Source organism: Terrimesophilobacter mesophilus (assembly GCF_014200375.1).
Taxonomy (GTDB): Bacteria; Actinomycetota; Actinomycetes; order Actinomycetales; family Microbacteriaceae; genus Terrimesophilobacter; species Terrimesophilobacter mesophilus.
In genome coordinates this window covers 790,341-816,513 of the sequence record NZ_JACHBP010000001.1, presented here as the reverse complement: position 1 = coordinate 816,513, position 26,173 = coordinate 790,341, and the positions used below count along the sequence as shown (strand labels likewise).

Below are 26,173 nucleotides of genomic sequence, written 5' to 3'. Positions count from 1 at the left end.
GCTCTCCGCACAATGCCAGCCAGTACGCAGCCTACCCGATGTTAGGCTTACCTAAGTTGGGCTTGTTAAAACGTGCTGGCCCCGAAGAAAGGTACCAATCCACCTCATGGGTTACATCAAATCCGCCGCGCTCGAAGAGACCGGCTATGTGGTTCTCGACCGCTACAACCAGGAGCTCGACCCGAAGGAATGGCTCGACATCGAGTTCGTCGACTGGAAGTCGTCGGGCGAGACGCGCTTCGCGCCGCTGGCCTCCAAAGAGGGCGAGATCGAGTGCAATGGCTTCTGGCACGGGCAGAACCCGCGCACCGACAAGGACGGCGTCTGGATCCCGTCCCAGGTCGAGAAGGCCCCGAACCTGACCCGTCGCGCACAGGAGCCGGGCGCCAACGTCGGCCGCTGTCGCGTCATCGAGCTGCAGCCCACCGACTACGCCGACTGCCTCTACAACCTCCACCAGGACGACAACAACCGCCTCAACCCGGATGGCACCGGCTGGGTCGTGCGCGGCTTCTTCAACCTCACCGACGACAAGGAGAGCTATTTCGTTCTCCGCGAGAACCGCACCGACCCGAGCATCGAGCACCGCATCGCGCTCCCGGCCGGCGCCCAGCTGATCGTCGACACGCAGCGCCTCTGGCATGCCACGACTCACAACAGTGAGACGGCTCGCTACTGCCTCATCACCTCGTGGGAGTCCGGCCCCGAGCTGGATGCCTACATCGCGAAGTACAACGGCAAGGCCCGCGTTCCGAACGTCGAGGTCTCGCAGGACATCCTGGATGCCGGACAGGCCGAGCAGGCGCGCCGGATCGCCGAGCGTGCCGCCTACTACGCCGCCAAGGGCAAGGCCGAGGTCACCGCGATGAGCGAGGCCTGATCCTCGTTTGAGCCATCGGAAGGCCCGGTCGTCCGACCGGGCCTTCCGTCTACTCGACCGTCCAGGGCTCCGGCTGGCGAACTCGCGGGTGCCTTCACGCGGACTCGCGTCTCACTCCTCGAGAAGCACCTGGGCGAGCGCATGGTTCGCGAACGCAATCATGGGTGAATCATGGGCGGACCCGTGCAGGATTGCCGACGCGAGCACGAGCGCCCAGCCTCTGGCGCGCTGCCATGTGTGCTCGTCGTATCCGGCATCCGTGTCGACCAGGGCTCGAAAGGCGAGTCGTTCCGCCGGGTCGAACGCCAACCAGGCGACGGCGAGGTCCGTCGCGGGATCCCCGCCGCAGACGTCCCCGAAGTCGATGACGGCGCTCAGGCGTCCCGTGGTGTCGAGCACCAGATTCATGGGGTGCAGGTCACCGTGCAGCCAGAGCGGCGGCCCGGACCACGCGGGAGTGGCGACCAGGCGCGACCACAACGCGGCGAGCTCCGCGGATCGGGGGAGACTCCCGCGATCGAACCGTGCCTGCATCGACTCATCTCGTCGAGACAGGGGAACGCCTCGCACCGGACTGATCGGGGCGTCAGTGGGTGCCGGCGTGTGCAGTTGGCCGACGAAGCGGGCGAGGTCAGAGGCCAGACGTCCGAGATCGCTGCGGCTCGCGCTCGCGGCCGTCGTCCCGTCGAACCAGGGCACGATGCTCCAGTGCCAGGGGAATCCGATATCCGGATGTCCCACGCGTTTCGGTACCGGCACGGCGACATCGAGTCGTTGAGCGATCTCGGGAAGCCAGCGCTGCTCATGCATGGCGAGTTCTGCCGCCGCCTCACGCCGGGGCAAGCGCACGAGAAGCGTGTCGCCGAGTCGGAAGAGCGCGTTGTCCCAGCCGTTGTCGAAGAACCTTATGGTGCCCAACAGGTCAGGATGCTGGGCGGATACCAGCCGCCGGACCAGCGAGACATCGATGTCGGTTTCCGCGTCCACGGCGCGGTTACAGGTCGATCGACTCGCCGGGTTCGAGTGGGAAGAACTCGCCGCCGCCGACCTCGGTCGCGGCCTGGATGCGCGCGTTGGACATGGCCTTTCCCGCGACCGACAGCACCATCTCGTGCACCGGGAAACTGCGCCTGGGTGCCACGGCCGTCACATAGTCCATGACCTCGCCGATCTTCAGCCAGGGTGCTCCGGCGGGCACCGCGAGAGTCGGGACCTCGACGCCCTCCGGGATCGTGAACGAGTCGCCGGCGTAGTAGAGCTCGTCATCGATCAGCACTCCGACGTTGTCGACGACGGGGATCGACGAGTGGATGACGGCGTGCCGTCCGCCGAAGAACCGGAGGGTGAACGGTTCGATCTGGACCGTGTCACCACCCTTCACGACATCCACCGCGAAACCGGATGCCGCAGCCGCGACGCCGGCGGGGCCGAAGATGCGTGCATCCGGGTTGCGGTCGAGGATGCGCTCGAGCTGGTCAGCGGTCCAGTGGTCCTGGTGCTCGTGGGTGATGACGATCGCGACGACGTCACTCATGCCGACGAGCAGCGTCGTGAACGACCCTGGGTCGACGATGAGCGTCTTGCCCGCGCTCTCGATGATGAGGCAGGAGTGTTCCTGTTTGGTGACCTTCATGGGGGAATCTTATTGCGGGCGCGCGCAATTGATACCCCTAGGGGGTATAGTGGCGGCATGATCTCAGATTTGAAGAAGCGTGCACTGCACCGCGCCAGGATTCTCGAAGGCCAGATGCGCGGCCTCGAGAAGATGATCGACAACGAGGACTACTGCATGGACATCATCACGCAGTCCCTCGCCATCCAGAAGGGGCTCCGAAGCCTCAATAAGCTGCTCGTGGAGAACCACCTGCGCACGCACGTGAGCGACATGTTCGCCGAAGGCGGCGACAGCAGGGAGCATGCGGTGGACGAACTTCTCAAAGTCTACGAGCTGGCGAATGTGAGGGGGGAGTGAGCGTGCACGAGCACCACCACACGGATTCTCCGGTCGAGCCTGCCGAGACCCATCACGATCATTCAAGTCATGACCACCACGACCACAGCGGCCATGGCGACCACAGCCATCACGACCCCACGCAGTTCCGCCGCAAGTTCTGGCTGAGCCTCGTCCTCACGATTCCGACGCTCGTGTTCTCGCACGGCCTCCAGGACATCCTGGGTCTCACCGGCCCCCGGTTCCCCGGCAGCCAGTACATTCCCGCGGTGTTCGGCCTGGCCATCTTCGTCTACGGCGGATGGGTGTTCATCGCCGGAGCCATCGCGGAGCTCCGGGTGCGCCAACCGGGCATGATGACGCTCATCTCGCTCGCGATCGTCGTCGCCCTCGGCTACTCCCTCGCGGTGACCCTCGGGCTGGCCGGAATGGACTTCTGGTGGGAGCTCGCCACCCTCATCACGATCATGCTCCTCGGTCACTGGATCGAGATGTCCGCCGTCATGGGCGCTCAGGACGCGCTCGGTGAGCTCGCGAAGCTCATCCCGGACGAGGCGGACCTCGTGCACGGCGACCACGTCATGACCGTGGCGGTCTCGAGCCTGTCCCTCGGCGACCACGTGGTCGTGAGGCCGGGTGCGCGCATCCCCGTCGACGGCGTCGTCGTCGACGGCGAATCCGACGTGGACGAAGCCCTCCTCACCGGGGAGTCGACCGCCGTGGAGAAGGCGGAAGGGGCATCCGTCGTCGCCGGCAGCATCAACGGCACCGGTTCACTCACGGTGCGCGTCGACAAGGTCGGCGACGACACGGCGCTCGCGGGTGTCATGCGGATGGTCGCGGACGCCCAGGCGAGCAAGTCCGGCGTGCAGGTGCTCGCCGATCGCGCGGCGGCCTGGCTCTTCTACATCGCGATCGCTGCCGCGCTCATCACCCTCGTGGCGTGGATGCTGCTGCGCGCGGACGACCCCGGCTTCGTGCTCGAGCGGGTCGTCACCGTGCTCATCATCGCGTGCCCTCACGCACTGGGGCTCGCGATCCCCCTCGTCGCCCAGATCTCTACGGCGATCGGTGCGAAGAACGGCCTGCTCGTGCGCAATCGCCGCGCGCTCGAAGAGGCCCGCCGAGTCGACGTCGTGCTCTTCGACAAGACCGGGACGCTCACCCGCGGGGAGCAGGGCGTCACGGATGTCGCGGTCGCGGCCGACGGGGACGGCAAGTCCGCCGACCCCGACGCGGCCAACCGCATGCTCGCCCTCGCCGCGGCCGTCGAGACGAAGGCCGAGCACCCGATCGGTCGTGCGATCGTCGCGGAGGCGAAGTCCAGGAAGCTCAAGATCGAGCGCGCCACGAAGTTCGAGGGGCTCGCAGGGCGAGGCGCGCAGGCACTGGTCGCGGGGCGCACCGTCACGGTGGCGAGCCGCCGCGTCGTCAACGAGCGAGGGCTGCTCCTGGCTGCGTCCCTCGTGCATGCTTCGGGGGAGGCCGCGGATGCCGGGAAGTCGATCGTCTACGTCGTGGACGGCGACGACGTGCTCGGCATGATCGCGCTCGCCGACGTCGTGCGGGAGGAATCGGCCGAGGCGGTGTCCGCGTTGCGCAAGCGCGGCATCCGGGTGGCCATGCTGACCGGTGATTCACGTGAGGTGGGCAACTCGGTTGCGGCGCAGCTCGGCATCGAGGAGGTCTTCGCCGAGGTGCTCCCAGGGCAGAAGGCGGAGGTCGTGAGGAATCTGCAGGCAGGAGGCACCGTCGTGGCCATGGTCGGGGACGGCGTGAACGATGCGCCGGCGCTCGCCCAGGCCGACATCGGCATCGCGATCGGCGCTGGCACGGATGTCGCGATCGAGTCGGCGGGGATCGTGCTCGCCTCGAGCGACCCGCGCGGCGTCGCGAAGGCACTCATGCTCTCGAGGGCGACCTACCGGAAGATGGAGCAGAACCTGTTCTGGGCGACCGGATACAACGTCGTCGCGATCCCCCTTGCGGCCGGCGTGCTCGCCGGGGCGGGCATCCTGTTATCGCCCGCGGTGGGTGCCGTGCTCATGTCGGTGTCGACGATCGTCGTCGCCCTCAACGCGCAACTGCTGCGCCGGCTGCGTCTGCGCTGAACCGAGACCGATCTTCGTTCACCACCGGGGAGGCGAACCCGCCATAATCGGGGGATGACGACGACCCGAGGCAGGCGCATCGTCGTCGCCATCAATCCGCAGGCCTCGTTCGGCAGGAGTCGCGCGGTCGGTCCCGCGGTCGTCCACACGCTGCGCGCGGCCGGGCACGATGTGACGAGCCTCACCGAGCCGGACTTCGAGCAGTTGCGCGCCGCTGCGGCCGCCGCGCTCGCGAAGAAACCGGATGCCCTGGTCGTCGTCGGCGGAGACGGGATGGTCAATCTCGGGGTCAACCTGGTCGCGGGCACCGGCATCCCGCTCGGCATCGTCCCCTCCGGGACGGGCAATGACATGTCGCGCGGCTTACGAATCCCGGTCGGCAACACGGAGGGCGCCATCGATGCACTGCTCGCCGCGCTCGGCCGGCCGCCGCGCACGATCGATGCCGGCCGGGTCACCCACGGCGACGGCTCGACGAGCTGGTACGCCTGCGTCCTCTCCGCCGGATTCGACGCGATCGTCAACGAGCGCGCGAACCTCATGCGCTGGCCGCGCGGCCGTCAACGCTACAACCTCGCGCTCCTGCGCGAGCTCGCGATGCTGAAGCCCATTCGCTACCGGCTGGAGCTCGACGGTGTCGCGAGCGAGACGGATGCCGTGCTCGTCGCGGTCGCCAACAATACGTCGCTCGGGGGTGGCATGCTCGTGACCCCGGATGCGCAGGTCGACGACGGTCTCCTGGACGTGCTGGTGGTCCAGCCGCTTTCGCGCACCGCGTTCCTTCGGATCTTCCCGCGCGTGTTCAAGGGCACCCACGTGACCGACGCGAGGGTGTCGATCAGCCGGGCGCGCCGCATCCGGATCGATGCGGACGGGATCGTCGCCTACGCCGATGGCGAGCGGGTCTCCGCGCTGCCGATAGAGGTCGAGGTGGTGCCGGGTTCGCTCAGGGTGCTGGCGTCGTCTCCGACGGCGACGGCTCTACGGGTGCCGACGCCGTAGCGGTTTGGTCGGGGTCCGTCGAGATGCAGGAGTAGAGCTGATCGGAGTCTGCCTTGTCCGACTCCGGGAAGACGAGGAACTGCTGCTTGGGCTTCGCCGTCGCCTTCACCGCGGCCTTGAACGTGTCGAAGATGGGGGCGCAGGCGGCGGAGACGGCGTTTTGCAGGGAACCGGCGCTCGCCACCTCAGCTGTCGTGAGCGTTCCCTGTCCGATCGAGATGTAATCGTGTTCGAGGGTGCACGGCATGACCGTCACCTGGTCGACGATCCCGCCGTCTGCGGAGTTGAAGGTGAAGCAATCGCCCTCGGTCAGGTCGCGAGCCGAGATCGTGGCACTCTCCGTGACGCGACCGGCACTGTCCCGGGCGGGACCAGGATTGAAGAGAGAGCATCCGCTCAACAGAAGCGCGATGCTCATGACCGACACGACCCCGAACAACCGCTTGCCCATGCACGTTCCTTGTCTGCTCGCCGCGAACCATTTTTGTCGGCCCGCACCTCTATGGCATACTCTATGAGTCCGTCCACTACGGCCCCATCGTATAGTGGCCTAGTACGCCGCCCTCTCACGGCGGTAACACCGGTTCGAATCCGGTTGGGGTCACAGTAAAGACAGCGTTGTCTCCGACCGTCAGGCCCGCACCGGCCGATAGGTCACGTGCGTGACGAGCGACGTCGCGCGCACCGAGACACGCTCAAGCGCCTGCATCGGCACGCCGTCGAACACTCGCTCGCCTGCGCCGAGGATGCACGGCGTGATGTGGAGGCGCAGCTCCTCGAGCAGCCCCGCCGCGAGGTACTGGTTGACCGTCGACGCTCCGCCCGCGATCGAGATGTTCCGGTCGCCCGCAGCCGCGCGTGCCCGTTCGAAGGCAGCATGGATGCCGTCGGTGACGAAATGGAATGTCGTGCCACCCTCCATCTCGATGGGGTCGTGCGCGAAATGGGTGAGGACGAAGACGGGCCCGTGGTACGGCGGGTCATCGCCCCACCAGCCGCGCCAGTCGCGGTCCCACTCCCCCCGCACTGGGCCGAACATGTTGCGTCCCATGATGGTCGCACCGGAGTCGACGATCGCATCCACCTCGGCCTTGTTCTCCTCGTAGGCGTCGAACATCCACCCGTGCAGCCAGTTCTCCGGGAACTCGCCGAGCGGCGCATCCTCACTCTGATGGGGTCCCGCCGCGTACCCGTCCGCGGATATCGCGATGTCGCTGTAGACCGTGCTCATGATGTGACTCCTCACCGAGACCGTGAACTGATTCGACGATTATCGACCTTTCGGCCGACAGTGCCCAGTGCGGGTGAAACCCACTCCATCCGATAGCATGGCGGGAGCGAAGGGGAGTATCCCGATTCGCCGCAATCGTCAAGACGGCCGGCAATGACGCTGACCCGGATGCGGTGGTGTCGTGCGCGAACGGCACGGGAGAGACTTTCGAACCTGTCCCGACCCCTTCACGATCGGAAATCCCGTGGATCCAGTCATCCCCATGTGGTTCGAACTCGGCGCGCTCATCGTTCTGAGCGTCATCATCATCGCCGATCTGGTGATCGCCTACCGGCGACCGCACATCCCGAGCGTGCGCGAATCCAGCCTGTGGGTCGGCTTCTATGTCGCTCTCGCTCTCGTGTTCGCCGGGCTCCTCGTCTGGCTCGGCGATGTCGAGCACGCCGGCCAGTTCGTGGCAGGCTGGCTCACCGAGTACAGCCTGAGTATCGACAACCTCTTCGTATTCCTGCTCATCATGGGCCAGTTCAAGGTGCCGAGGAAGTACCAGCAGGAGATCCTGATGGTCGGAATCCTCATCGCCCTCATCCTGCGGGCGATCTTCATCCTCATCGGTGCACAACTCATCGAGAGCTTCAGCTGGATCTTCTACCTCTTCGGCGCATTCCTGCTGTACACGGCGTGGCGGCAGGCGTTCACCGGCTATGAGGATGACGAACAGACCGAGAACCGCATGATCCGGTTCCTGCGCAGGCACGTCGCCATCACCGACCAGTTCGATGAAGGGAAACTGCGCACCACGGTGGACGGCACGCGGATGTTCACTCCCGTTCTTGTCGTGATCGTCGCGCTCGGTGCGACCGACCTCGTCTTCGCGCTCGACTCGATCCCCGCGATCTTCGGCATCACGCAGAATGCGTTCCTCGTGTTCGCAGCGAACGTGTTCGCGCTCATGGGGCTTCGGCAGCTCTACTTCCTGCTCGGCGACCTCATCGATCGCCTCGTTTACCTGCACTACGGGATCGCGTTCATCCTGGCGTTCATCGGGGTCAAGCTGGTCCTGCACGCCCTGCATTCGAACGAGTTGCCGTTCGTCAATGGCGGCAAGCCGATCGAGTGGGCTCCGGATATCAGCACCTGGGTGTCGCTCGGCGTCATCGTCGGAGCGATGGCGATCGCGACGATCGCGAGCCTCGTGAAACTGCGCGTCGATCGGGCGCGCGGGGCGTAGTCCCGCGGATCAGGCTGCGTCGAGGCGCGCGGCCGCGAGCTGCTCGGCGGCCGCGAGCGTCGTGATGCCCTTGGCGGCGGAGTCGCGGAAGATCGTGGCGACCACGTCGCCGATCTCGGTCACGCGCGCGGCGATCGCCGCGGCATCCGCCCCCGGCCGCATGGCCATGTCGAGGTAGATGACACCGCCGCCATTGACGACGAAGTCAGGAGCCCAGAGGATGCCGCGGGCTGCGAGCTCCGCCGCACCGTCGTGGCTCGCGAGCTGGTTGTTCGCCGCACCGACGACGCCCTTGACGCGCAGGTCCGCGATGGCCTGGGAGGTGAGCACACCGCCGAGGCCGCACGGCACGAAGAGGTCCGCCTCGACGGTGAGGGCATCCGCAGCGTCGACCCAGGTGGCGCCCAGCGAATCGGCGAGTTCCTTCTTCCCGAGGTTCACATCCGTCACGGTGAGGGCGGCTCCCTCCGCGGCGAGGCGCCTGGCGAGGCGGCCGCCGACCTGGCCGAGGCCGGAGATGACGATACGACGACCTGAGACGTCCTTGCTGCCGAACAGTGCGTCGAGGGTCGCGAGAATGCTCGAGTGCACCCCCTCCGAGGTCGCATCCGCGGGCTCGCCGACTCCGCCCTGCTCCGCCGGGAGGCCGCAGACGTGCTTCGTGCGCTCGGAGACGATCGCCATGAGTTCAGCGCTCGAGCCGACGTCCTCGGCCGTCATATAGGCGCCTCCGAGGCTCTCGACGACGTCGCCGAGGTCGAGCATCGCATCGCGCTTCTGCTCGTCGGTGAGCGCGGCTCGCATCGGCAGGCAGATGACCGACTTGCCGCCTCCTCGGTTCAGCCCGGCCGCCGCATTCTTGAGCGTCATCCCCTCGGAGAGGCGCAGGGCGTCTGCGAGCGCATCCGTCCAGTGCGGGTATGCCCACAGGCGGGCGCCGCCGAGAGCCTGGCCGAGCACCGTGGAGTGCACCGCAACGATGATGGGCAGACGGCTTCGAGAACCGGTGACCATCACCACCCTCTCGTGGTCGAAGGGAATCGATTCGAGCTGAACGGCTGTCGTGGGCATGGGTCACTCCGGTGTGCTGGCCTTATGGGCACGGAAACAGGCCGACGAAACCGGATGCGGCTCGCTCGGCTACAGCCAGCATAGTCCCGCGTCGATTGGGCATCTTCGCTCCTGAGGTGGTTGTAAATCTTTGCTCATGTCCGGTATCGTTGAGCGACCACGCAAGAATGCCGTGTACGCGCCCGCGCCGAAAGTTGGGGAACCTCATGAAGAGCTCGAAAACCGTAGCAGTGTCACTCGCTGCGCTCCTGGCCGCTGCGGGCGCCCTGATGACGGCCGCTCCGGCCATGGCGTCCACCGTGGTGGGAGATGGCACCTTCTATGGCGCATCCGACTTCGGTGTCGAGACTTCGAGCTACCCGAGCGGTGTCGATTGGTTCTTCGGCGATGCGGCCGGTACAGACGGCCCGCACGCGTTCACGATCGACGGGCTCGAACTCAATGGTGACGCGAGCGGCGACGTCCAGATTCTCAACCAGAACGTCGGTCCGCAGCCCGCCGACGCCGTCGAGTTCATCGGCCTCGTGGGAACCCTGGCCGTCGCATCGGACGACGCCACGAAGTGGACGTACCAGATCCCCATGTTCGCGGAAGGCACGACGGACTCGGACTTCACGACTCTTCGCCCGAACTTCACGGGCAACATCGACAGTGGCAATCCTGGGGCCGAGACCTGGGTGACGAGCCAGGCATTCGGCTCCTACGCGGCCGGCGCCACTGACACACTCGCGAATTTCGCAACGGCGATCTTCGCTGGCGAGGCACCGCGGCTGCTCGGATACGGCCTCTGGGTGGGAGCCGCGGACACCGCGGTCATCCAGGCCATCCACTGGGGTGACGCCGCGAACTACTTCCTGCCGGCGCCGACCCGTGCGATCTCCGCGACCACTCTCACGGTGGACGAGGCCGCAGCGACCGGCATCACCCTGACCGGGACCAACTGGATCCCGAACAGTAACGTCTACGTGCACATCGAAGACCCCGATGGCGACTCTATTCTGATCCCCGCCACCGGCACTGCGGACGCCGCAGGGAACGTCTCGGTGACCGTCATCCTCGCGGAGCCGGTGAAAATCGGCACCTACACCGTCACATTCGATGACGACGACTTCTATTTCGATTCCGACGTGTTCGGCGACCCCTTCACCACGTTCGAGGTCACTGCCCCGGAGCTGGCGGAAACGGGGGCGCCGGAAGCGGGCGCACTCCTGGGTCTCGCTGGGTTGCTGGCCATCATCGGTGCGGCCCTCGTCATCGGGACTCGAATTCGTCTGTCGCGCTCCTGAACGACCGCGGGACCGGCCGCTGCAGCGCCGGTCACGCGGGTGGTAGCCTGAATTCCATGCTCGATCGAAGCCTGCTCCTTCGTCGCCGCGACGAGGCCTGACCTACTCGGCCTTCTCGTCGCGGAGTCTGTCGTCGGCCGAGGATGATCGAAGCTACAGGTAAGGATCGACAGCAATCATGGGCAAGACTCTGGCGGAGAAGGTGTGGGACGACCATGTCGTCGCCAAAGGCAGCGATGGCGCCCCCGACCTCCTCTACATCGACCTCCACCTCGTCCACGAGGTGACGTCGCCTCAGGCGTTCGACGGTCTGCGGATGGCCGGCCGGCCGGTCCGCCGCCCGGACCTCACCATCGCGACGGAAGACCACAACACTCCGACCCTCAACATCACCCAGCAGATCGCCGATCCGGTCAGCCGCACCCAGATCGAGACGCTGCGGAAGAACTGCGCCGAATTCGGCATCCGGCTGCACCCACTCGGCGACAAGGACCAGGGCATCGTCCATGTCGTCGGCCCGCAGCTCGGCCTCACGATGCCGGGGATCACCGTTGTCTGCGGTGACAGCCACACCTCCACGCACGGTGCGTTCGGCGCCATGGCGTTCGGGATCGGCACGAGCGAGGTCGAGCACGTGCTCGCCACCCAGACCCTCCCGCTCAAACCGTTCAAGACGATGGCGATCACCGTCGAAGGGGAGTTGCGCGACGGCGTGACGGCGAAGGACGTCATCCTCGCCGTGATCGCGAAGATCGGCACCGGTGGTGGCCAGGGCTACGTGCTCGAGTACCGCGGCAGCACCATCCGCTCGCTCTCCATGGAGGGCAGGATGACGATCTGCAACATGTCGATCGAGGCCGGGGCCCGCGCAGGTATGGTCGCACCGGACCAGACCACCTATGACTACCTCGAGGGACGCCCGCACGCGCCCAAGGGTGTCGACTGGGACGCCGCGGTCGCCTACTGGAACACGCTCGCGACCGACGACGATGCGGTCTTCGACGCGGAGGTCTTCCTCGACGCGGGCGAGCTCGAGCCCTTCGTCACGTGGGGCACGAACCCCGGACAGGGCGTGCTGCTCTCCGATTCGATCCCGGATCCGGCCAGCTTCGCGGATCCGAACGAGGAGGCATCCGCCCGCAGGGCACTCGAATACATGGATCTCGCCGCCGGCACCCGCATGAAGGACATCCGGGTCGACGCGGTCTTCATGGGGTCGTGCACGAACAGCCGCATCGAGGACCTGCGCGCCTTCGCGTCCGTCATCAAGGGCAAGAAGAAGGCGGATGGCGTTCGCGTCATGGTCGTGCCGGGCTCCGCTCGTGTGCGACTGGAGGCCGAAGCGGAGGGCATCGACAAGATCGTCGAGGAGTTCGGCGCGGAGTGGCGGTTCGCCGGATGCTCGATGTGCCTCGGCATGAACCCGGACCAGCTGGCACCCGGCGAGCGCTGCGCCTCGACCTCGAACCGCAACTTCGAAGGCAGGCAGGGCAAGGGGGGACGAACCCACCTCGTGTCGCCGCTCGTCGCGGCCGCGACCGCCGTGCGCGGCACGTTGTCCGGGCCGTGGGACCTCGACTCTTCCGCCGATCTCGTGGCCGAGGGGGCGTGACCATGGAGAAACTCACCGTCGTCGAGGGCGTCGCCGTTCCGCTCGAGCGCGCGAACGTCGACACCGACCAGATCATCCCCGCCGAGTTCCTGAAGCGCGTCACGAAGACCGGATTCGACGACGCGCTCTTCTTCGCGTGGCGGCAGGACCCGGACTTCGTGCTCAACGACCCCGCGTTCCAGAACCCGGCGGTGCTCATCGCCGGCCCGGACTTCGGTACGGGGTCGAGCCGCGAGCACGCGGTCTGGGCGTTGAGGGACTACGGGTTCCGCGCCGTCGTGAGCCCGCGGTTCGGGGACATCTTCCGGGGGAATTCGGGAAAGCAGGGTCTTCTCACCGCGCAGGTCGAAGAGGCGGATGTCGAGGCGATGTGGGCTCTCATCCGCGCAGAACCCGGCGTCTCGGCATCCGTGGACCTCATCGAGAAGACCGTGACCGTCGGAACTCTCACAGTTGATTTCGAGATCGATGATTACACTAGGTGGCGGCTGCTCGAAGGCCTCGACGATATCGGCCTCACGCTGCGCGACGAACCGAGAATCACCGAATTCGAAACGAGCAGGGAAACGTGGCGCCCCCGCACTCTCCCCGCACAATAGTCAGCAGGTAACCAATGGACATGGATCTCAAGGATTCCCCGAAAGCAGGTGGCACCGTGACCATACCCGGTGACACGATCGTCATTCGCGGTGGCAATCCGCTTCGCGGGAGGGTGGATGTCCGCGGGGCGAAGAACCTCGCAACGAAGGCGATGGTCGCCGCGCTGCTCGGTGAGACGCCGAGCGTGCTGCGCGAGGTGCCGGACATCAGCGATGTCGGTGTCGTTCGCGGGCTGCTGGAGGTCCACGGCGTCCTCGTGACGGAGAGCGAGACGCCGGGGGAGCTGCTGCTCGACCCGAGCAATGTCGAAACCGCCCACTTCGCCCAGGTGGACGCGCTGGCCAGCTCCAGCCGGATCCCGATCCTGTTCTGCGGGCCGCTCCTGCACCGCCTCGGCGAGGCGTTCATCCCGGATCTCGGTGGCTGCCGGATCGGTGACCGGCCGATCGACTACCACCTGGACGCACTCAGGGCGTTCGGCGCGATCGTCGACAAGAGTTACGAGGGCATCCACCTGACGGCGCCGAACGGGCTGCACGGGGCAGATATCCAGTTGCCCTACCCGAGCGTCGGTGCGACCGAGCAGGTCCTCCTCACGGCCGTCCGCGCGACCGGGACCACGGAGCTGCGCAACGCGGCCATCGAACCGGAGATCATGGACCTCGTCGCGATCCTGCAGAAGATGGGCGCCATCATCACGGTCGAACCGAACCGCGTCATCTTCATCGAGGGCGTCGACCGGCTCACCGGGTACACGCATCGTTCGCTGTTCGACCGGAACGAGGCGGCGAGCTGGGCGGCAGCGGCGCTCGTCACGCACGGCGACATCTTCGTCGCAGGGGCCAGGCAGGCGCAGCTCATGACCTTCCTCAACGTGTTCCGCAAGGTCGGCGGCGGCTTCGACATCGACGAGGACGGCATCCGCTTCTACCACCCCGGTGGCGAGTTGAAGCCCGTCACGATCGAGACGGATGTCCACCCCGGGTTCATGACGGACTGGCAGCAGCCTCTCGTGGTCGCGCTGACCCAGGCGAACGGTGTGTCCGTCGTCCACGAGACGGTGTACGAGAACCGTTTCGGATTCACGGAGGCGCTCAACGAGATGGGCGCGAACATCGTCGTTCATCCTCGTGGACTTCCCGACTACCCGCGCCGCGTGGCTCGTCGCGACTTCGAGCAGGCCGCCGTGATCACCGGGCCGACCCCGCTTCACGGCGCCGACATCCGCGTGCCGGACCTGCGCGGCGGATTCAGCCACGTGATCGCTGCACTGAGCGCCGAGGGGACCTCGAGGGTGAGCAATGTCGACCTCATCCGCCGCGGCTACGAGCACTTCTTCGACAAGCTCGCCGACCTCGGCGCCGACTTCGACGTCGAGGGATGACGCGTGACGGCGGAGGGGCGAGGGGCGGACAAGAGTTCCGACAGACCGCGCTCGGAGAAGATCGCCATCTTCCGGCTTCTGGCGGCACTCGTGCTCCCGCCCATGAACCTCCTCGGGCGATACCGCGTCATCGACGGCCACTACCTTCCTCGCACCGGCCCGGTCGTCGTGGCACCGAACCATTTCAGCGAAATAGATCCGTTCGTCATCGGTGTCGCGATCTGGAAGCTGGGTCGCGCGCCGCGCTATCTCGGTAAGGCCTCGTTGTTCAAGGTTCCGGTGCTCGGATGGCTGCTGCGCAAGTCGGAGCAGATCCCCGTCGAGCGGGCGGGGACCCGTGGCGTCGACCCGTTGGCGATGGCGAACCAGCTCGTCGACCGGGAGCTCGTCGTCGTGGTGTACCCGGAGGGTACGCTCACGCGCGACCCCGACCTGTGGCCGATGCGGGGCAAGACCGGCGCCGTGCGTCTCGCGTTGACCGCGGACGTGCCGCTGATTCCGGTTGCGCACTGGGGAACTCAGAAGATCATGCCGAGGTACGGCAAGGGCGTGAGCCTGTTCCCGCGCAAGAAGGTCGACATCCGGTTCGGTCCACCCGTGGACCTCTCCGCGTATCGGGGCCGCCCGCTCGACTCCCGGATGCTGGCGGAGGCCACCGACCTCCTGATGGTCGCGATCACCGCCCTCGTTGCCGAGATGCGCGGCGAGACGCCGCCCGCCGAACGCTGGGATCCGGCCCAGAAGGGCCAGGCGGAGACCGGACGATTCGAGGACAGGCGATGAGCAACACGATGCCGATCCGCCTGTCGCAGCCTGGCGCTCGCCGGGTTGCGGTGCTCGGCGCGGGCAGCTGGGGCACGACGTTCTCGAAGGTGCTGGCGGATGGCGGGTCCGATGTCGCGATCTGGGCGCGCCGCACGGAGCTGGCCCGCGAGATCGCGCAGGGCAAGCGCAACAGCGACTACCTGCCCGGAATCAACCTGCCCAGGACGTTGTGGGCCAGTCCGAACATCGCCGAAGTGCTCGATGGCGCCGAAATGGTGTTCGTCTCCGTGCCGAGCCAGTCCCTGCGCGAGAATCTCGTGGCCGTGCGGGACATCATCCCGCGCGAGGCCATCGTCGTGAGCCTCATGAAGGGCGTCGAGCGCGGCACCGCCCGCCGGATGAGCCAGGTGATCCAGGAGGAGCTCAACGCAGACCCCGCGCAGGTGGCTGTCATCTCCGGCCCGAACCTGGCGCTCGAGATCGCCAGGGAGGAGCCGACGGCATCCGTGGTCTCCTCGGAGAACCTGCAGACCGCGACGCTCGTGGCGATGGCGGCGCGCACCGACTACCTGCGCTCCTTCGTGAACACCGACGTCATCGGCACCGAGTTCGGTGGAGTGCTCAAGAACCTCATCGCCGTGGCCATCGGCATCGTCGACGGGGTCGGGTACGGCGAGAACACGAAGGCATCGATCATCACGCGCGGGCTCGTGGAGATGACCGAGTTCGCTGTCGCATACGGAGGCAAGGCGGAGACGCTCGCCGGGCTCGCCGGTCTCGGCGACCTCATCGCGACGTGCGAGTCGCCGCTCTCCCGCAACAACACCGCTGGTCGCCTTCTCGGGCAGGGGTACAGCTTCACGGATGTCGTCGCCCAGATGAACCAGACGGCGGAAGGCCTCGCCTCCGTGGCGCCGATCCTGGAACTCGCCATGGCGAAGGGGGTGGAGATGCCGATCGTCTCGCAGGTCGCCGAGGTGCTCGCCGGCACCATGAACCCCAGGGACATCGCACCCCACCTGACCTCGGCCGGCGACGAACCCCAGCCGGAGCGCTGAGCCGTGCCCGGCCGGATCACCGTCGCGCTCCTGTTCGGAGGTCGCTCGAGCGAGCACTCCATCAGCTGTGCGACGGCGAGCGGAGTGCTCTCGGCGATCGACCGCGAACGATTCGACGTGATCCCGATCGGCGTCACGCGCGATGGTGCGTTCGTGCTCGAGACCGACGACGCAGAGCGCTTCCGGCTCAATCCGGATGCCCTCCCCAGCGTCGAGGACAACGGCTCGCGCGTCCACTTCCCCGTGAGTGCCGCATCGAGGGAGTTCACCATCACGCGGGACGGGGTTACCCGCAGCCTGGGCGATGTCGACATCGCATTCCCCATCCTGCACGGCCCGTTCGGTGAGGACGGCACGATCCAGGGCCTCTTCGAGCTGACCGGCCTGCCGTACGTCGGCAACGGCGTCCTGGCATCCGCCCTGGGCATGGACAAGCACTTCACGAAGACCGTGGCGGAGGCCGCAGGCATCGCCGTCGCCCCGTGGGTGACGATCACCAGGACAGGGTGGAGCGACGACCGCGACGGCTGGCGTTCGCGCGCGGGAGTCATCGGCCTCCCCGCGTTCGTGAAGCCGGCGAGAGCAGGATCCTCGGTCGGCGTGAGCCGCATCGACACCTGGGACGAGCTCGACGCCGCACTCGAGGTCGCCTTCGCCGAAGACGACAAGGCGCTCGTCGAGACCGGCATCTCTGGCCGGGAGATCGAGTGCGGGATTCTCGGCGGTCGCCGCGGCGGCGTGCCGAGAGTGTCTGTGGCCGGTGAGGTCGTCGTGTCGAACGGCGGCTTCTACGACTTCGCCGCGAAGTACCTGAACACTCCGGGCGTCGACCTCGTGTGCCCGGCCGACCTCGACGACGACGTGTTGGCCGAGATGCGCCGGCTCGCCGCGCTCGCGTTCGAGGCCATCGGCGGGTCCGGTCTCGCGAGGGTCGACTTCTTCCTCACGCCAACGGGGTTCGTTCTCAACGAGATCAACACGATGCCGGGGTTCACCCCGATCTCGATGTTCCCGAGTTGCTGGCTGGCGAGCGGGGTCAGCTATCCGGAGCTCATCACGGAACTCATCGAACTCGGCCTGGAGGCATCCCGCTAGGGTCGCCGTCGACCGACCGTGGCGACTACGGCGTCGGCGACGGCGACGGCGTCGGCTCCGGGATGCCGAGCACGTCATCCGGGTTCGTGCACGCCCTGGTTGCCGGGATCGACCCGACGGCGTTGCTGAGCGCGATGAGCGCGTTGGTGCCGGAGGCGATGTCGCCGTCGATGATCACCTCGACGGCGGGGTCACGGCCGAAGGTGGTGAACACGTAGTTGGGCGCACCGCTGTCGTCCCGCAGCCAGTCGATGCCCTTGAGCGTGACGCACAGGAGCGTGGAAGGACCCGGGACCGGAACCCCGCAGCGCAGCAGGATCGCGGCCGGGCTGCCCCACGCGCCGGTCGCCTGGGCATCGGTCTGTCGCTTGACGTTGTTGTCGATGGCGTCGGGCAGACGCACGATCACGTCGGCGCACTCCGGGTTCGTCGCGTCGGGTGCGGGAGTCATCGGCACGGTCGGCGCGCACGCGACGAGGCCGAGCAGGATCGCGGGCGCGAAGGCCATGGCGAGGGCTTTGCGCGTGAACGTGGACATCGCTTTCAGGCTACCGTGTGAGCATGCCGAAGGAATCCGATGACCTCAGCACGCTCGGCGAACTCGGAGAGTCCGCGGTGCTCGGTCGCATCTTCCCGAGACTTCCGGCCGCCTCCGCCCAGCTCCTCGGCCCCGGGGATGACGCCGCGGTCGTCGCCGCCGCTGACGGCCGTTTCGTCGTCACGACCGACCTCATGGTGCACGGTCCCGACTTCCGGCTCGCCTGGTCGCTGCCCCACGATCTCGGCTGGAAAGCTGCAGCATCGAACCTCTCGGATGTCGCAGCGATGGGTGCTGTGCCGACCGCTCTCGTCGTGGCGATCGCCGCACCGGCCGATTCACCCATCTCACTCCTCGAAGGCATTGCGGACGGTTTCCGCGATGCGTGCGGAGCGCTCGCACCCGGCTGTGGAATCGTCGGCGGCGACCTGTCCGTCTCCGACACCCTCACGATCGCCGTCACCGCGTTCGGCGACCTCGCGGGGCGCCCGCCCGTGCTGCGCAGCGGCGCGAGGCCAGGCGATGTCGTCGCCGTGTCGGGTGCGCTCGGGGAGGCCGCAGCCGGCCTGCGCGTCCTGTTCGCCGAGGCTCTGGACGCGAACGGTGCCCCGGATGCCGTGCTCGCCTCCCTCGTGCGCGACCGGACGACCGCCCAGCTGACCCCGTCGCCGCCGATCGCGGACGGGCCGCTCGCTGCGTCAGCGGGTGCCACCTCGATGGTGGACCTGAGCGACGGGCTCGCCATCGATGCCTCGCGCGTCGCCCGCGCGAGCGGCGTGCGCATCGACTTCGATCGTGGCGCGCTCGGGGCCGATCCCGATCTCGCTCTCGGCGGCGGGGAGGACCACTCCCTGCTGGCCACATTCCCGCCAGGGGCGAGACTGCCCGGCGGCTTCCGACCCATCGGCACGGTCGTCGCTCCGGCGGACGATGAGGGCAACGTCTCCGTCATCCTGCTCGATGGGAAGCCGTACACGGTGTCGGGATGGGATCCGTACACGGGGTGGAAGGATTCCGGAGTGGCGGGCGGATCAGCCGGCTGAGGCCCACCACAGCGTCGTGTCGCCGTACTTGCGACTCCGATCGAGCGACAGGCCGTCCGGCCAGACGGGGTCCGGGGATTTCGAGGCCCGTTCGAGCACCACGATCGCATCCGGTGCGAGCCGGGGGACGAGGCTGCCGAGTACGCGAGAGAGTTCAACTCCTCCCACCTCGTAGGGCGGGTCGATGAACGCGATGTCCCACACCGCGGTGCTCGAGTCGAGGAACGGCTGCACGCTGTGCGATGCGACCGAGATCGTCGGTTGGGCATTCTTCGGCGCGTTCCGGAGCACGCGCGCGACATTGTCGCGGCACGCGCGAACCGCCGCCGGGGCGCGCTCGACGAGGGTGACGGATGCGGCGCCGCGCGAGGCGGCCTCGAGGCCGAGCGCGCCGGATCCCGCGTAGAGGTCGACGACGCGCGAACCGCGAACCGCATCCCGTGATTCGAGCGCGGAGAAGACGGCTTCACGCACGCGGTCGCTCGTCGGCCGGGTGCCTGCGCCGGGCACGAGCAACGGGAGCGATCCGGCGAAACCGGCGATGATTCGTGTCACCCTGCAAAGGTACCCTCGGAGTGTGCCTTCACCTCTCGACGCGAAACTGAGCGGGGTGCTCGGCGGCCGTACGGCGTCCGCCCTCGCCAAGGGTTTCGGCGTCGAGACGGTCAGGGACCTTCTCACCCACTACCCGCGGCGGTACGCGCGGCGCGGCGAGCTCACCGAACTCGTGCACCTGCCGCTCGACGAGAACGTCACGATCGTCGCGGATGTCATCGAGGTTCGCGAGCGTCCGATGCGCGCCCGCAAGGGGTCCATCCTCGAGGTGACGATCACGGATGGCAAGGGTGTGCTGACCCTCACCTTCTTCAACCAAGCGTGGCGGGCGAAGGAGCTCCGCCCGGGGGCGCGCGGGATCTTCGCCGGCAAGGTCGGCGACTATCGCGGCAGCCGCCAGCTCGCGCATCCGGACTACGAGCTCTTCGACGACGAGAATGCGGGCGACGGCGATGCCGCTGAGGCGTGGGCGCTCACGCCGATCCCGATCTACCCGGCCACGGCATCCGTCGCGAGTTGGCAGGTGCAGAAGGCGATCGGCGTCGTGCTGGATACGCTCCCGGAGCTGCCGGACCCCGTGCCGGATGACGTGCGGGCCTCGCGAAAGCTGCTTCCGTTTCGGCGGGCCATCGAGCTCATCCATCGCCCGACGGTGGATGCCGAGTGGGGCGCGGCGAGGAAGTCGCTGCGATTCCAGGAGGCCTTCGTACTCCAGCTCGCCCTGCTGGAGCAGCGCCAGAGGCTCAGGGAGCAGGCGGCGACGCCTCGGACGCCCGTCGCGGGCGGATTCCTGGAGGGGTTCGATGAGAGGCTTCCGTTCACCCTCACGGCGGATCAGCAGGTCGTCGGCTCGGCGATCGCCGAGGACATGGTGACGACCCGGCCGATGAACCGGCTGCTGCAGGGCGAGGTGGGTTCCGGCAAGACCGTCGTCGCGCTTCGCGCCATGCTCGCCGTCGCCGATTCCGGTGGGCAGTCCGCGCTGCTCGCCCCGACCGAGGTGCTCGCGGGCCAGCACCTCCGCTCGATCGTCGCGGCGCTCGGGCCGGAACTGGCGGCGCGGCTGCGCCCGACGCTCATCACGGGCGGCATGCCGACCGCCGACCGGCGACGCGCGCTGCTCGCGGCGGTGACCGGCCAGGCTCACATCGTCATCGGCACCCATGCGCTCATGAGCGAGTCGGTGGGGTTCTTCGATCTCGGTCTCGTGGTCGTCGACGAGCAGCATCGATTCGGGGTCGACCAGCGTGAGGCCCTGCGGCGCAAGGGCGCGACACCGCCGCACGTCCTCGTCCTCACCGCGACGCCCATCCCGCGTACCGTCGCGATGACGGTGTTCGGCGACCTCGAAATCTCCACGATCGCCGAGCTGCCGTCCGGACGCCAGCCCATCGAGACCTTCGTCGTTCCCCTGTCGGATCGCCCCGGATGGATGAACCGGGTGTGGGAGCGCCTCGCCGAAGAGCTCGCGCAGGGCAGGCAGGCGTTCGTCGTGTGCCCCGCGATCGACCCAGGTCGTCCGGAGTCGGACGACGTTCCGCCCGATGTGAGCGACGACGCCGCTTCGCAACGCCCGATGGCGAGTGTCACCGATGTTCTCGCGATGCTCCGGGCGGATCCGCGGTTCGCGTCACGGACCGTCGAAGCACTGCACGGGCGCCTGTCGAGCGAGGAGAAGGACTCGCGCATGCGTGCGTTCGCCGCCGGTGAGCTCGACGTGCTCGTGGCCACAACGGTCATCGAGGTGGGTGTGGATGTCCCGAACGCGTCGGCGATGATCGTGCTGGATGCCGACCGCTTCGGCGTCTCCCAACTGCATCAGCTGCGTGGCCGGGTGGGTCGCGGCCCGGTGCCTGGGCTCTGCCTGCTCGTGACGGCGGCCGAGGAGGGAAGCATCTCCCGCGACCGGGTCGAGGCAGTCGCGTCGACCCTCGACGGGTTCGAGCTCGCGCAGAAGGATCTCGAGCTTCGCCAGGAGGGCGACGTGCTCGGCAGCATCCAGTCGGGCGGCCGCTCGAGCCTTCGGCTGCTTCGGGTCGTGAAGGACGGCGACCTCATCCTCGAGGCGAGGGCGATCGCGGAACGGGTGCTCGCCGACGACCCGACGCTCGCACGGCATCCGGCGCTGCGCGAAGCCCTCGACGCCCGGCTCGACGAGACGGAGAGGGATTTCCTCGCCAAGTCGTGAGCGCTGCGTCGGACGATAGGGTTGGGGTATGCACAGGATCGCCGTCGTTCCGGGGTCTTTCGACCCGATCACCCTCGGGCACCTCGACGTGATCGACCGTGCGGCAGGGCTGTTCGACGAGCTGCACGTGCTCGTCGTGCACAACCCGGACAAGACGGCGCTCCTGCCGGTCGCGCAGCGCGTCTCCCTCATCGAGAAGGCGATCGCGGATGCCGGACTGAAGGGCGACATCCGGGTCATGTCCTGGAGCGTCGGCCTGCTCGTCGATTACTGCACGGATGTCGGCGCGAGCGTGCTCGTCAAGGGAGTGCGGTCGCAGCTCGACGTCGCGTACGAGACGCCGATGGCGATCGTCAACCGCAACCTCGCCGGCGTGGAGACGGTCTTCCTCCTGCCGGATCCCGCCCACGCCCACGTCTCGAGCTCGCTCGTCCGCCAGGTCGCCGCGCTCGGCGGTGACGTGACCCCTTACGTGCCGCCGGCCGTCGCCGATTACCTCCGAATTCCGACCGCAGAAAGTTGACGATGCTCCCGTTGAAGCTTGGCTACAAAGCCTCCGCAGAACAGTTCTCCCCCCGCGACCTCGTCGAGTACGCGGTCGCGGCCGAGGCTCACGGCTTCCAGTCGGTGACCGTGAGCGACCACTTCCAACCGTGGCGGCACGCGGGCGGCCACGCGCCGTTCTCGCTCGCCTGGATGGCGGCGGTCGGGGAGCGCACGAGCACGATCACGATCGGCACGTCGGTCATGACTCCGACGTTCCGTTACAACCCCGCCGTCATCGCGCAGGCGTTCGCGACGATGGGCTGCCTCTACCCGGGGCGCATCCTGCTCGGGGTCGGAACGGGTGAGGCCCTCAACGAGATCGCGACCGGATTCCGGGGCGCCGGCGAGCAGGACTGGCCGGAGTTCAAGGAGCGGTTCGCACGGCTGCGTGAAGCCATCCGACTCATGCGACAGCTCTGGACCGAGGACCGCGTCGACTTCGACGGCGAGTACTACTCGACGCACGGCGCCTCGATCTACGATCGGCCGGAGGTTCCCATTCCCGTCTACATCGCCGCGGGCGGCCCGATGGTGGCGCGCTATGCCGGCCGCGAGGGCGACGGGTTCATCTGCACTTCCGGAAAGGGGATGGGCCTCTACACGGACGAGTTGCTTCCCGCGGTGGCCGAGGGCGCGGCGGCGAATGGGCGGGACCCGGAGCAGGTCGACCACATGATCGAGATCAAGCTGTCCTACGACCCCGATCCGGATGCCGCGCTCCAGAACACTCGCTTCTGGGCGCCGCTGGCGCTCAGCAAGGAGCAGAAGCACGACATCGACGACCCGATCGAGATGGAGAAGGCGGCGGATGCGCTGCCGATCGAGCAGATCGCCTCGCGCTGGATCGTCGGGTCCGACCCGGATGCGGTTGTCGCCGATATCCGCAAATACATCGACGCGGGCCTAAACCACCTGGTGTTCCACGATCCGCGGGATGACCAGGGCCGTTTCCTCGAGTTGTTCGAGCGCGACATCGCGCCACGGCTTCGCGCCTGACGCGGGCGGCGCGTCGAAAGTCGCTGCGGGTCGTCAACGACAGAAGGCCGCCACGGGAGAATGGTCTCCCGTGGCGGCCTCGCTCTCGTGGTCGTATGGCGGCCCGCGCTGGGCACGCTTCACGATCGTGGAGCGTTCAGGTGGTGCATCCGCTCGGCTGCGAGCTCGCGCTCGAGCGTTGCGAGGTGCTGTTCGACCCGGTTCGCCCGTCGTTCGCGGGACTCGACCAGGATCGGCCGACGGCCCCACGTGATGAGCGCGACGCCGACGTGCAGCGCGACGCGATCGACGAGTCCGACGCGGCGCGCCGGTGCGGTGTGCTGGGTGATCGCGGTGTGCGATCGATGTTGCTGACGGGGCTGCTCCTGGCTGGAGCGCTGCGTCGTCACGACGGTATGCATGATGGTCTTCCTTCACTGATGAGGTCACTGGTGAGTGATGAGAGTGACGCGGTGCATGCGCTCGACGAGCGACGCGGCTTCACCGCGGGCGGGGTTGTCGACCAGCGAGCATCGGGGCGCGAAAATCACGCCGAACGATTCGCGTCCGCCGGTCGGGGCTTCGAGAGCACCACCACCGACGGGATCGGGGGTGAGTCGATCAGGCGGTGAAGGAGCGCACGAAGCCGGCAGTGTCACGGGAGATTCCCGGAATGAATTTTGTGAACACGCTGGCCTCCTTTCGTCTGTTGCGCGGCTATCACCGTACTGCCATGCGGCGCGGTGATGCAACAGCGCGGCGCGTTTCGGGGGCGGGAGTTACGCATCCGTTATTCCCTAGACTCGCTGTATGTACTTCCTGCTCTCGATCTTGCCGTTGCTCCTCATGATCGGTGCGCTCGTGGACCTCATCACGATCGACCCGTCGCGGGTGAAGCATCTGCCGAAGTTCGGGTGGATCATCATCGCCATCCTCCTGCCCCTCATCGGCTCGATCCTGTGGTTCGTGATCGGACGCGAGTACGTGCAGGTGGTGGACCGCGGCGGATTCGGGGATCCTCGGCGCCGCGAGCAGTCGACGGCGCCGACCATGGATTTCGGTCGTGCGGCGCGTGCCGATCGGATGGCCGACAGCGGGGACACGGAGGCGCAGCTGGCGGCGCTCAATCGCGAGATCGCCGCCCACGAGCGGGCGGAGCGCATCCGTCACCTCGAGGAGGAGCTCGAGGCGAAGCGCAGGGAGAAGGGGTCGGAGTCCTGATCGGCGCCAACGCCCACGCCGACAATCCGGGACAATAGACCCGTGTCCGTCACACCCGCCCACATCGGTCTCGCCGCCGCGCTCGACCGGTTCGCGCCGGCCGAGGTGATCGAGCATGCCGCGCTCGCCGAGAAGGCGGGCTTCCGCGGTGTCATGGCGGCCGACCGCTTCCAGCCCTGGGTGCCGAAGCAGGGCAACGCCGCCTTCGCGTGGACGGTGCTCGGCGCGCTCGGGCAGGCGACTGCGGGAGATCTGGGAACCGGGATGACCGTGCCCGGCTACCGCTGGCATCCGGCGATGGTCGCGCAGGCGAGTGCGACGCTCGCCGCCCTCTACCCCGGGCGTCACTGGCTCGGTATCGGTTCGGGGGAGGCGATCGACGAGCACGTCACCGGGTCGTACTGGCCGGAGACGGCGGAGCGCATCAACCGGATGTTCGAGGCCGTCGACGTCATCCACAAGCTGTTCGCGGGTTCGATCGCCGGCCGCGACACGAAGCACACCGGCCAGCATTTCACCCTCGAGTCGACGAGGCTGTGGACGATGCCGGCGGTCGCGCCGGAGATCCTCGTTGCGACGTCCGGCCCGGTGACCGCGAAACGGGCGGGGCGCACGGTGGACGGGATCATCGTGGACGGGGCGCCGATCGACAAGATCGCGAACCTGTTCTCCCGGTTCGATGAGGGGGCGAGGGAGGTCGGTCGCGGGCGCGGTACGCGCGTGCTGCGGCTCCACCTGAGTTGGGCGCTGACCGATGAGGAGGCGATGGCGAACGCGGTGCGGGAATGGCCGAATGGCGGCCTGCGGTTCCCGCGCTCCGACATCCGCTCGCCGTTCGAATTCGAGCAGCTCGCGCGACTCGTGAGGCCAGAGGATTTCGAGGGGCGCATGATGGTGTCCGCCGACCCCGACGTGCACCGCGCGGGCATCCAGCGGTATCTGGATCTCGGTTTCGACCGGATCTACCTGCACAATGTCGGCAGGAACCAGGCCGAGTGGATCGAGGTCTTCGCGCGCGAGGTTCTGCCGGGGTTGCGGTCATGACGCCGCTCGCCGTATGGGCCGTCGAGGGCATCCCGGAGATCGTGGCGGGCGATGATCTCCCGTCGATCGTCACGAGCGCGGTGGGTGTGCTCGAGGACGGCGACATCGTGGTGGTGACGAGCAAGATCGTTTCGAAGGCGGAGGGGCGCCAGATTCCGGCCGACGACCGCGAGGATGCCATCACCGCGGAGACCGTGCGGGTGGTCGCGACGAAGGCTCATGCGGGTGGTGTGACACGCATCGTCGAGAACAGGTTGGGGCTCGTTCTGGCCGCTGCCGGGGTCGATTCGAGCAACACACCGCAAGGCACGATTCTTCTTCTGCCGGTGGATCCGGATGCGTCCGCGCGGGCGATCTGCACGGCGTTGCGCCTGCAGAACGGTGTGCGGGTGGGGGTGGTCATCTCCGACACGCTGGGTCGCGCGTGGCGGCTCGGCCAGACCGACATCGCCATCGGTGCTGCGGGGTTGCGGGTTCTGGACGATCTTCGAGGGACGACGGATGCCGGTGGCCGCCGCCTGGATGCCACGATCATCGCGGTGGCGGACGAGCTGGCAGGGGCCGCGGACCTGGTCAAGGGGAAGGCGACCGGGATGCCCGTCGCCGTCATCCGCGGGCGCGGGGACCTCGTGGGTGATCTGGACGAGCCTGGAGCCCGATCGATCGTCCGCCTGAGTGGGGACGACCTGTTCCGGCTCGGTGCCGACGAGGCGTATGCCGAGGGCTTGCGTGATGGCCGCGCTGATCCGAACGGCGGTGCGCAGGACTAGAATGGTATGCGCGGAA

Annotated in this window: 28 protein-coding genes and 1 tRNA gene; 21 read left to right on the top strand and 8 right to left on the bottom strand. The window is 67.6% G+C overall.

Annotation, left to right across the window (positions count from 1 at the left end; genetic code table 11):
- Window positions 1-106: 106 nt before the first annotated feature.
- Window positions 107-880, top strand: a complete 774-nt coding sequence (locus BKA04_RS04045; RefSeq protein WP_104095260.1) for a hypothetical protein — start codon at window positions 107-109, stop codon at window positions 878-880.
- 111 nt (window positions 881-991) lie between these two features.
- Here the strand turns inward: BKA04_RS04045 and BKA04_RS04040 are convergent, their stop codons facing one another.
- Together BKA04_RS04040 and BKA04_RS04035 are read right to left on the bottom strand one after the other, a co-directional pair.
- Complete coding sequence (locus tag BKA04_RS04040) at window positions 992-1,867, bottom strand: aminoglycoside phosphotransferase family protein (protein WP_104095259.1); 876 nt, start codon at window positions 1,865-1,867, stop codon at window positions 992-994.
- 7 nt (window positions 1,868-1,874) lie between these two features.
- Window positions 1,875-2,513: an MBL fold metallo-hydrolase gene (locus tag BKA04_RS04035; RefSeq protein ID WP_104095258.1), complete on the bottom strand. Its 639-nt coding sequence runs from the start codon at window positions 2,511-2,513 to the stop codon at window positions 1,875-1,877.
- Window positions 2,514-2,570: 57 nt separating this feature from the next.
- Here BKA04_RS04035 and BKA04_RS04030 point away from each other — a divergent pair, with 57 nt between their 5' ends.
- The 3 genes from BKA04_RS04030 to BKA04_RS04020 are packed head-to-tail and all read left to right on the top strand — an operon-like array spanning window position 2,571 to window position 5,944.
- Window positions 2,571-2,852 carry a metal-sensitive transcriptional regulator gene (locus BKA04_RS04030; RefSeq protein ID WP_104095257.1) on the top strand — a complete coding sequence of 94 codons (282 nt, stop codon included), beginning with the start codon at window positions 2,571-2,573 and terminating at the stop codon, window positions 2,850-2,852.
- Window positions 2,853-2,854: 2 nt separating this feature from the next.
- Entirely contained in the window at window positions 2,855-4,942 is a 2,088-nt protein-coding gene (locus tag BKA04_RS04025) for a copper-translocating P-type ATPase (protein ID WP_333473428.1), read from the top strand.
- Between the two features lie 54 nt (window positions 4,943-4,996).
- Window positions 4,997-5,944: a diacylglycerol kinase gene (locus tag BKA04_RS04020; protein ID WP_104095255.1), complete on the top strand. Its 948-nt coding sequence runs from the start codon at window positions 4,997-4,999 to the stop codon at window positions 5,942-5,944.
- Here BKA04_RS04020 and BKA04_RS04015 read toward each other — a convergent pair.
- Window positions 5,889-6,395, bottom strand: coding sequence for a hypothetical protein (locus tag BKA04_RS04015; protein WP_104095254.1), 507 nt, complete (start codon window positions 6,393-6,395; stop codon window positions 5,889-5,891). The genes BKA04_RS04020 and BKA04_RS04015 overlap by 56 nt on opposite strands.
- An 80-nt stretch (window positions 6,396-6,475) precedes the next feature.
- Between BKA04_RS04015 and BKA04_RS04010 the strand changes: the two genes are divergently transcribed.
- Window positions 6,476-6,548: transfer RNA gene (locus BKA04_RS04010), tRNA-Glu, on the top strand.
- A gap of 27 nt (window positions 6,549-6,575) precedes the next feature.
- On the opposite strand, the gene BKA04_RS04005 is transcribed toward BKA04_RS04010, so the two are convergent.
- Window positions 6,576-7,175: a dihydrofolate reductase family protein gene (locus tag BKA04_RS04005; RefSeq protein ID WP_104095253.1), complete on the bottom strand. Its 600-nt coding sequence runs from the start codon at window positions 7,173-7,175 to the stop codon at window positions 6,576-6,578.
- Window positions 7,176-7,419: 244 nt separating this feature from the next.
- Between BKA04_RS04005 and BKA04_RS04000 the strand changes: the two genes are divergently transcribed.
- The gene (locus BKA04_RS04000) at window positions 7,420-8,406 is read left to right on the top strand and encodes a TerC family protein (protein WP_104095252.1); all 987 of its coding nucleotides are present in this window, start codon (window positions 7,420-7,422) and stop codon (window positions 8,404-8,406) included.
- A gap of 9 nt (window positions 8,407-8,415) precedes the next feature.
- Here the strand turns inward: BKA04_RS04000 and BKA04_RS03995 are convergent, their stop codons facing one another.
- The gene (locus BKA04_RS03995; RefSeq protein WP_104095251.1) at window positions 8,416-9,477 is read right to left on the bottom strand and encodes a Glu/Leu/Phe/Val dehydrogenase family protein; all 1,062 of its coding nucleotides are present in this window, start codon (window positions 9,475-9,477) and stop codon (window positions 8,416-8,418) included.
- Between the two features lie 206 nt (window positions 9,478-9,683).
- Between BKA04_RS03995 and BKA04_RS03990 the strand changes: the two genes are divergently transcribed.
- The 7 genes from BKA04_RS03990 (at window position 9,684) to BKA04_RS03960 (ending at window position 17,277) form a co-directional block, all read left to right on the top strand.
- Window positions 9,684-10,763, top strand: a complete 1,080-nt coding sequence (locus BKA04_RS03990) for a hypothetical protein (RefSeq protein ID WP_134542234.1) — start codon at window positions 9,684-9,686, stop codon at window positions 10,761-10,763.
- A 178-nt stretch (window positions 10,764-10,941) separates the two neighbouring features.
- Window positions 10,942-12,375 (top strand): 3-isopropylmalate dehydratase large subunit, encoded by a 1,434-nt coding sequence (gene leuC / locus BKA04_RS03985; RefSeq protein WP_104095249.1) that lies wholly within the window; start codon window positions 10,942-10,944, stop codon window positions 12,373-12,375.
- Between the two features lie 2 nt (window positions 12,376-12,377).
- Window positions 12,378-12,974 (top strand): 3-isopropylmalate dehydratase small subunit, encoded by a 597-nt coding sequence (gene leuD, locus BKA04_RS03980; protein WP_104095248.1) that lies wholly within the window; start codon window positions 12,378-12,380, stop codon window positions 12,972-12,974.
- 20 nt (window positions 12,975-12,994) lie between these two features.
- Window positions 12,995-14,359, top strand: coding sequence for a UDP-N-acetylglucosamine 1-carboxyvinyltransferase (murA, locus tag BKA04_RS03975; protein WP_104096618.1), 1,365 nt, complete (start codon window positions 12,995-12,997; stop codon window positions 14,357-14,359).
- 102 nt (window positions 14,360-14,461) lie between these two features.
- Window positions 14,462-15,142 (top strand): lysophospholipid acyltransferase family protein, encoded by a 681-nt coding sequence (locus BKA04_RS03970; protein ID WP_104096617.1) that lies wholly within the window; start codon window positions 14,462-14,464, stop codon window positions 15,140-15,142.
- Window positions 15,139-16,182, top strand: coding sequence for an NAD(P)H-dependent glycerol-3-phosphate dehydrogenase (locus BKA04_RS03965; protein WP_232841953.1), 1,044 nt, complete (start codon window positions 15,139-15,141; stop codon window positions 16,180-16,182). The genes BKA04_RS03970 and BKA04_RS03965 overlap by 4 nt, the downstream gene beginning before the upstream one ends.
- A 3-nt stretch (window positions 16,183-16,185) precedes the next feature.
- The gene (locus BKA04_RS03960) at window positions 16,186-17,277 is read left to right on the top strand and encodes a D-alanine--D-alanine ligase family protein (protein ID WP_104095247.1); all 1,092 of its coding nucleotides are present in this window, start codon (window positions 16,186-16,188) and stop codon (window positions 17,275-17,277) included.
- 25 nt (window positions 17,278-17,302) lie between these two features.
- On the opposite strand, the gene BKA04_RS03955 is transcribed toward BKA04_RS03960, so the two are convergent.
- Window positions 17,303-17,815, bottom strand: a complete 513-nt coding sequence (locus BKA04_RS03955) for a DUF3515 family protein (RefSeq protein ID WP_104095246.1) — start codon at window positions 17,813-17,815, stop codon at window positions 17,303-17,305.
- 23 nt (window positions 17,816-17,838) lie between these two features.
- On the opposite strand from BKA04_RS03955, the gene thiL reads away from it, so the two are divergent.
- Complete coding sequence (gene thiL / locus BKA04_RS03950) at window positions 17,839-18,858, top strand: thiamine-phosphate kinase (protein ID WP_104095245.1); 1,020 nt, start codon at window positions 17,839-17,841, stop codon at window positions 18,856-18,858.
- Here the strand turns inward: thiL and BKA04_RS03945 are convergent.
- Window positions 18,847-19,413: an RsmD family RNA methyltransferase gene (locus tag BKA04_RS03945; protein ID WP_104095244.1), complete on the bottom strand. Its 567-nt coding sequence runs from the start codon at window positions 19,411-19,413 to the stop codon at window positions 18,847-18,849. The two genes, thiL and BKA04_RS03945, sit on opposite strands and share 12 nt — an antisense overlap.
- Here BKA04_RS03945 and BKA04_RS03940 point away from each other — a divergent pair.
- The 3 genes from BKA04_RS03940 to fgd are packed head-to-tail and all read left to right on the top strand — an operon-like array spanning window position 19,400 to window position 23,143.
- Window positions 19,400-21,601 carry an ATP-dependent DNA helicase RecG gene (locus BKA04_RS03940; protein ID WP_104095243.1) on the top strand — a complete coding sequence of 734 codons (2,202 nt, stop codon included), beginning with the start codon at window positions 19,400-19,402 and terminating at the stop codon, window positions 21,599-21,601. The two genes, BKA04_RS03945 and BKA04_RS03940, sit on opposite strands and share 14 nt — an antisense overlap.
- A 28-nt stretch (window positions 21,602-21,629) precedes the next feature.
- Window positions 21,630-22,124 (top strand): pantetheine-phosphate adenylyltransferase, encoded by a 495-nt coding sequence (coaD, locus tag BKA04_RS03935; RefSeq protein WP_104095242.1) that lies wholly within the window; start codon window positions 21,630-21,632, stop codon window positions 22,122-22,124.
- Between the two features lie 2 nt (window positions 22,125-22,126).
- Window positions 22,127-23,143 (top strand): glucose-6-phosphate dehydrogenase (coenzyme-F420), encoded by a 1,017-nt coding sequence (fgd, locus tag BKA04_RS03930; protein WP_104095241.1) that lies wholly within the window; start codon window positions 22,127-22,129, stop codon window positions 23,141-23,143.
- Between the two features lie 119 nt (window positions 23,144-23,262).
- Here the strand turns inward: fgd and BKA04_RS03925 are convergent, their stop codons facing one another.
- Window positions 23,263-23,544 carry a hypothetical protein gene (locus BKA04_RS03925; protein WP_134542233.1) on the bottom strand — a complete coding sequence of 94 codons (282 nt, stop codon included), beginning with the start codon at window positions 23,542-23,544 and terminating at the stop codon, window positions 23,263-23,265.
- 30 nt (window positions 23,545-23,574) lie between these two features.
- Here BKA04_RS03925 and BKA04_RS03920 point away from each other — a divergent pair, with 30 nt between their 5' ends.
- From BKA04_RS03920 to cofE, 4 genes are all read left to right on the top strand, one after another.
- Window positions 23,575-23,754 carry a hypothetical protein gene (locus BKA04_RS03920; protein ID WP_134542232.1) on the top strand — a complete coding sequence of 60 codons (180 nt, stop codon included), beginning with the start codon at window positions 23,575-23,577 and terminating at the stop codon, window positions 23,752-23,754.
- A gap of 178 nt (window positions 23,755-23,932) precedes the next feature.
- The gene (locus BKA04_RS03915) at window positions 23,933-24,343 is read left to right on the top strand and encodes a PLDc N-terminal domain-containing protein (protein WP_104095239.1); all 411 of its coding nucleotides are present in this window, start codon (window positions 23,933-23,935) and stop codon (window positions 24,341-24,343) included.
- Between the two features lie 42 nt (window positions 24,344-24,385).
- Complete coding sequence (locus BKA04_RS03910) at window positions 24,386-25,387, top strand: TIGR03557 family F420-dependent LLM class oxidoreductase (RefSeq protein WP_104095238.1); 1,002 nt, start codon at window positions 24,386-24,388, stop codon at window positions 25,385-25,387.
- Complete coding sequence (cofE, locus tag BKA04_RS03905; RefSeq protein ID WP_104095237.1) at window positions 25,384-26,157, top strand: coenzyme F420-0:L-glutamate ligase; 774 nt, start codon at window positions 25,384-25,386, stop codon at window positions 26,155-26,157. The genes BKA04_RS03910 and cofE overlap by 4 nt, the downstream gene beginning before the upstream one ends.
- Window positions 26,158-26,173 lie beyond the last annotated feature (16 nt).

Excerpts from the sequence above, each read along its gene's own strand:
- murA (WP_104096618.1), top strand. The coding sequence starts at position 12,995 with ATGGATCTCAAGGATTCCCCGAAAGCAGGTGGCACCGTGACCATACCC.
- BKA04_RS03965 (WP_232841953.1), top strand. The coding sequence starts at position 15,139 with ATGAGCAACACGATGCCGATCCGCCTGTCGCAGCCTGGCGCTCGCCGG.
- leuD (WP_104095248.1), top strand. The coding sequence starts at position 12,378 with ATGGAGAAACTCACCGTCGTCGAGGGCGTCGCCGTTCCGCTCGAGCGC.
- cofE (WP_104095237.1), top strand. The coding sequence starts at position 25,384 with ATGACGCCGCTCGCCGTATGGGCCGTCGAGGGCATCCCGGAGATCGTG.
- BKA04_RS04030 (WP_104095257.1), top strand. The coding sequence starts at position 2,571 with ATGATCTCAGATTTGAAGAAGCGTGCACTGCACCGCGCCAGGATTCTC.
- leuC (WP_104095249.1), top strand. The coding sequence starts at position 10,942 with ATGGGCAAGACTCTGGCGGAGAAGGTGTGGGACGACCATGTCGTCGCC.
- BKA04_RS04020 (WP_104095255.1), top strand. The coding sequence starts at position 4,997 with ATGACGACGACCCGAGGCAGGCGCATCGTCGTCGCCATCAATCCGCAG.
- BKA04_RS04035 (WP_104095258.1), bottom strand. The coding sequence starts at position 2,513 with ATGAAGGTCACCAAACAGGAACACTCCTGCCTCATCATCGAGAGCGCG.
- thiL (WP_104095245.1), top strand. The coding sequence starts at position 17,839 with ATGCCGAAGGAATCCGATGACCTCAGCACGCTCGGCGAACTCGGAGAG.
- BKA04_RS03915 (WP_104095239.1), top strand. The coding sequence starts at position 23,933 with ATGTACTTCCTGCTCTCGATCTTGCCGTTGCTCCTCATGATCGGTGCG.
- BKA04_RS03940 (WP_104095243.1), top strand. The coding sequence starts at position 19,400 with ATGATTCGTGTCACCCTGCAAAGGTACCCTCGGAGTGTGCCTTCACCT.
- BKA04_RS04015 (WP_104095254.1), bottom strand. The coding sequence starts at position 6,395 with ATGGGCAAGCGGTTGTTCGGGGTCGTGTCGGTCATGAGCATCGCGCTT.
- BKA04_RS04005 (WP_104095253.1), bottom strand. The coding sequence starts at position 7,175 with ATGAGCACGGTCTACAGCGACATCGCGATATCCGCGGACGGGTACGCG.
- BKA04_RS04045 (WP_104095260.1), top strand. The coding sequence starts at position 107 with ATGGGTTACATCAAATCCGCCGCGCTCGAAGAGACCGGCTATGTGGTT.
- BKA04_RS03925 (WP_134542233.1), bottom strand. The coding sequence starts at position 23,544 with ATGCATACCGTCGTGACGACGCAGCGCTCCAGCCAGGAGCAGCCCCGT.
- coaD (WP_104095242.1), top strand. The coding sequence starts at position 21,630 with ATGCACAGGATCGCCGTCGTTCCGGGGTCTTTCGACCCGATCACCCTC.
- BKA04_RS03990 (WP_134542234.1), top strand. The coding sequence starts at position 9,684 with ATGAAGAGCTCGAAAACCGTAGCAGTGTCACTCGCTGCGCTCCTGGCC.
- BKA04_RS03995 (WP_104095251.1), bottom strand. The coding sequence starts at position 9,477 with ATGCCCACGACAGCCGTTCAGCTCGAATCGATTCCCTTCGACCACGAG.
- fgd (WP_104095241.1), top strand. The coding sequence starts at position 22,127 with ATGCTCCCGTTGAAGCTTGGCTACAAAGCCTCCGCAGAACAGTTCTCC.
- BKA04_RS03970 (WP_104096617.1), top strand. The coding sequence starts at position 14,462 with ATGAACCTCCTCGGGCGATACCGCGTCATCGACGGCCACTACCTTCCT.
- BKA04_RS03955 (WP_104095246.1), bottom strand. The coding sequence starts at position 17,815 with ATGTCCACGTTCACGCGCAAAGCCCTCGCCATGGCCTTCGCGCCCGCG.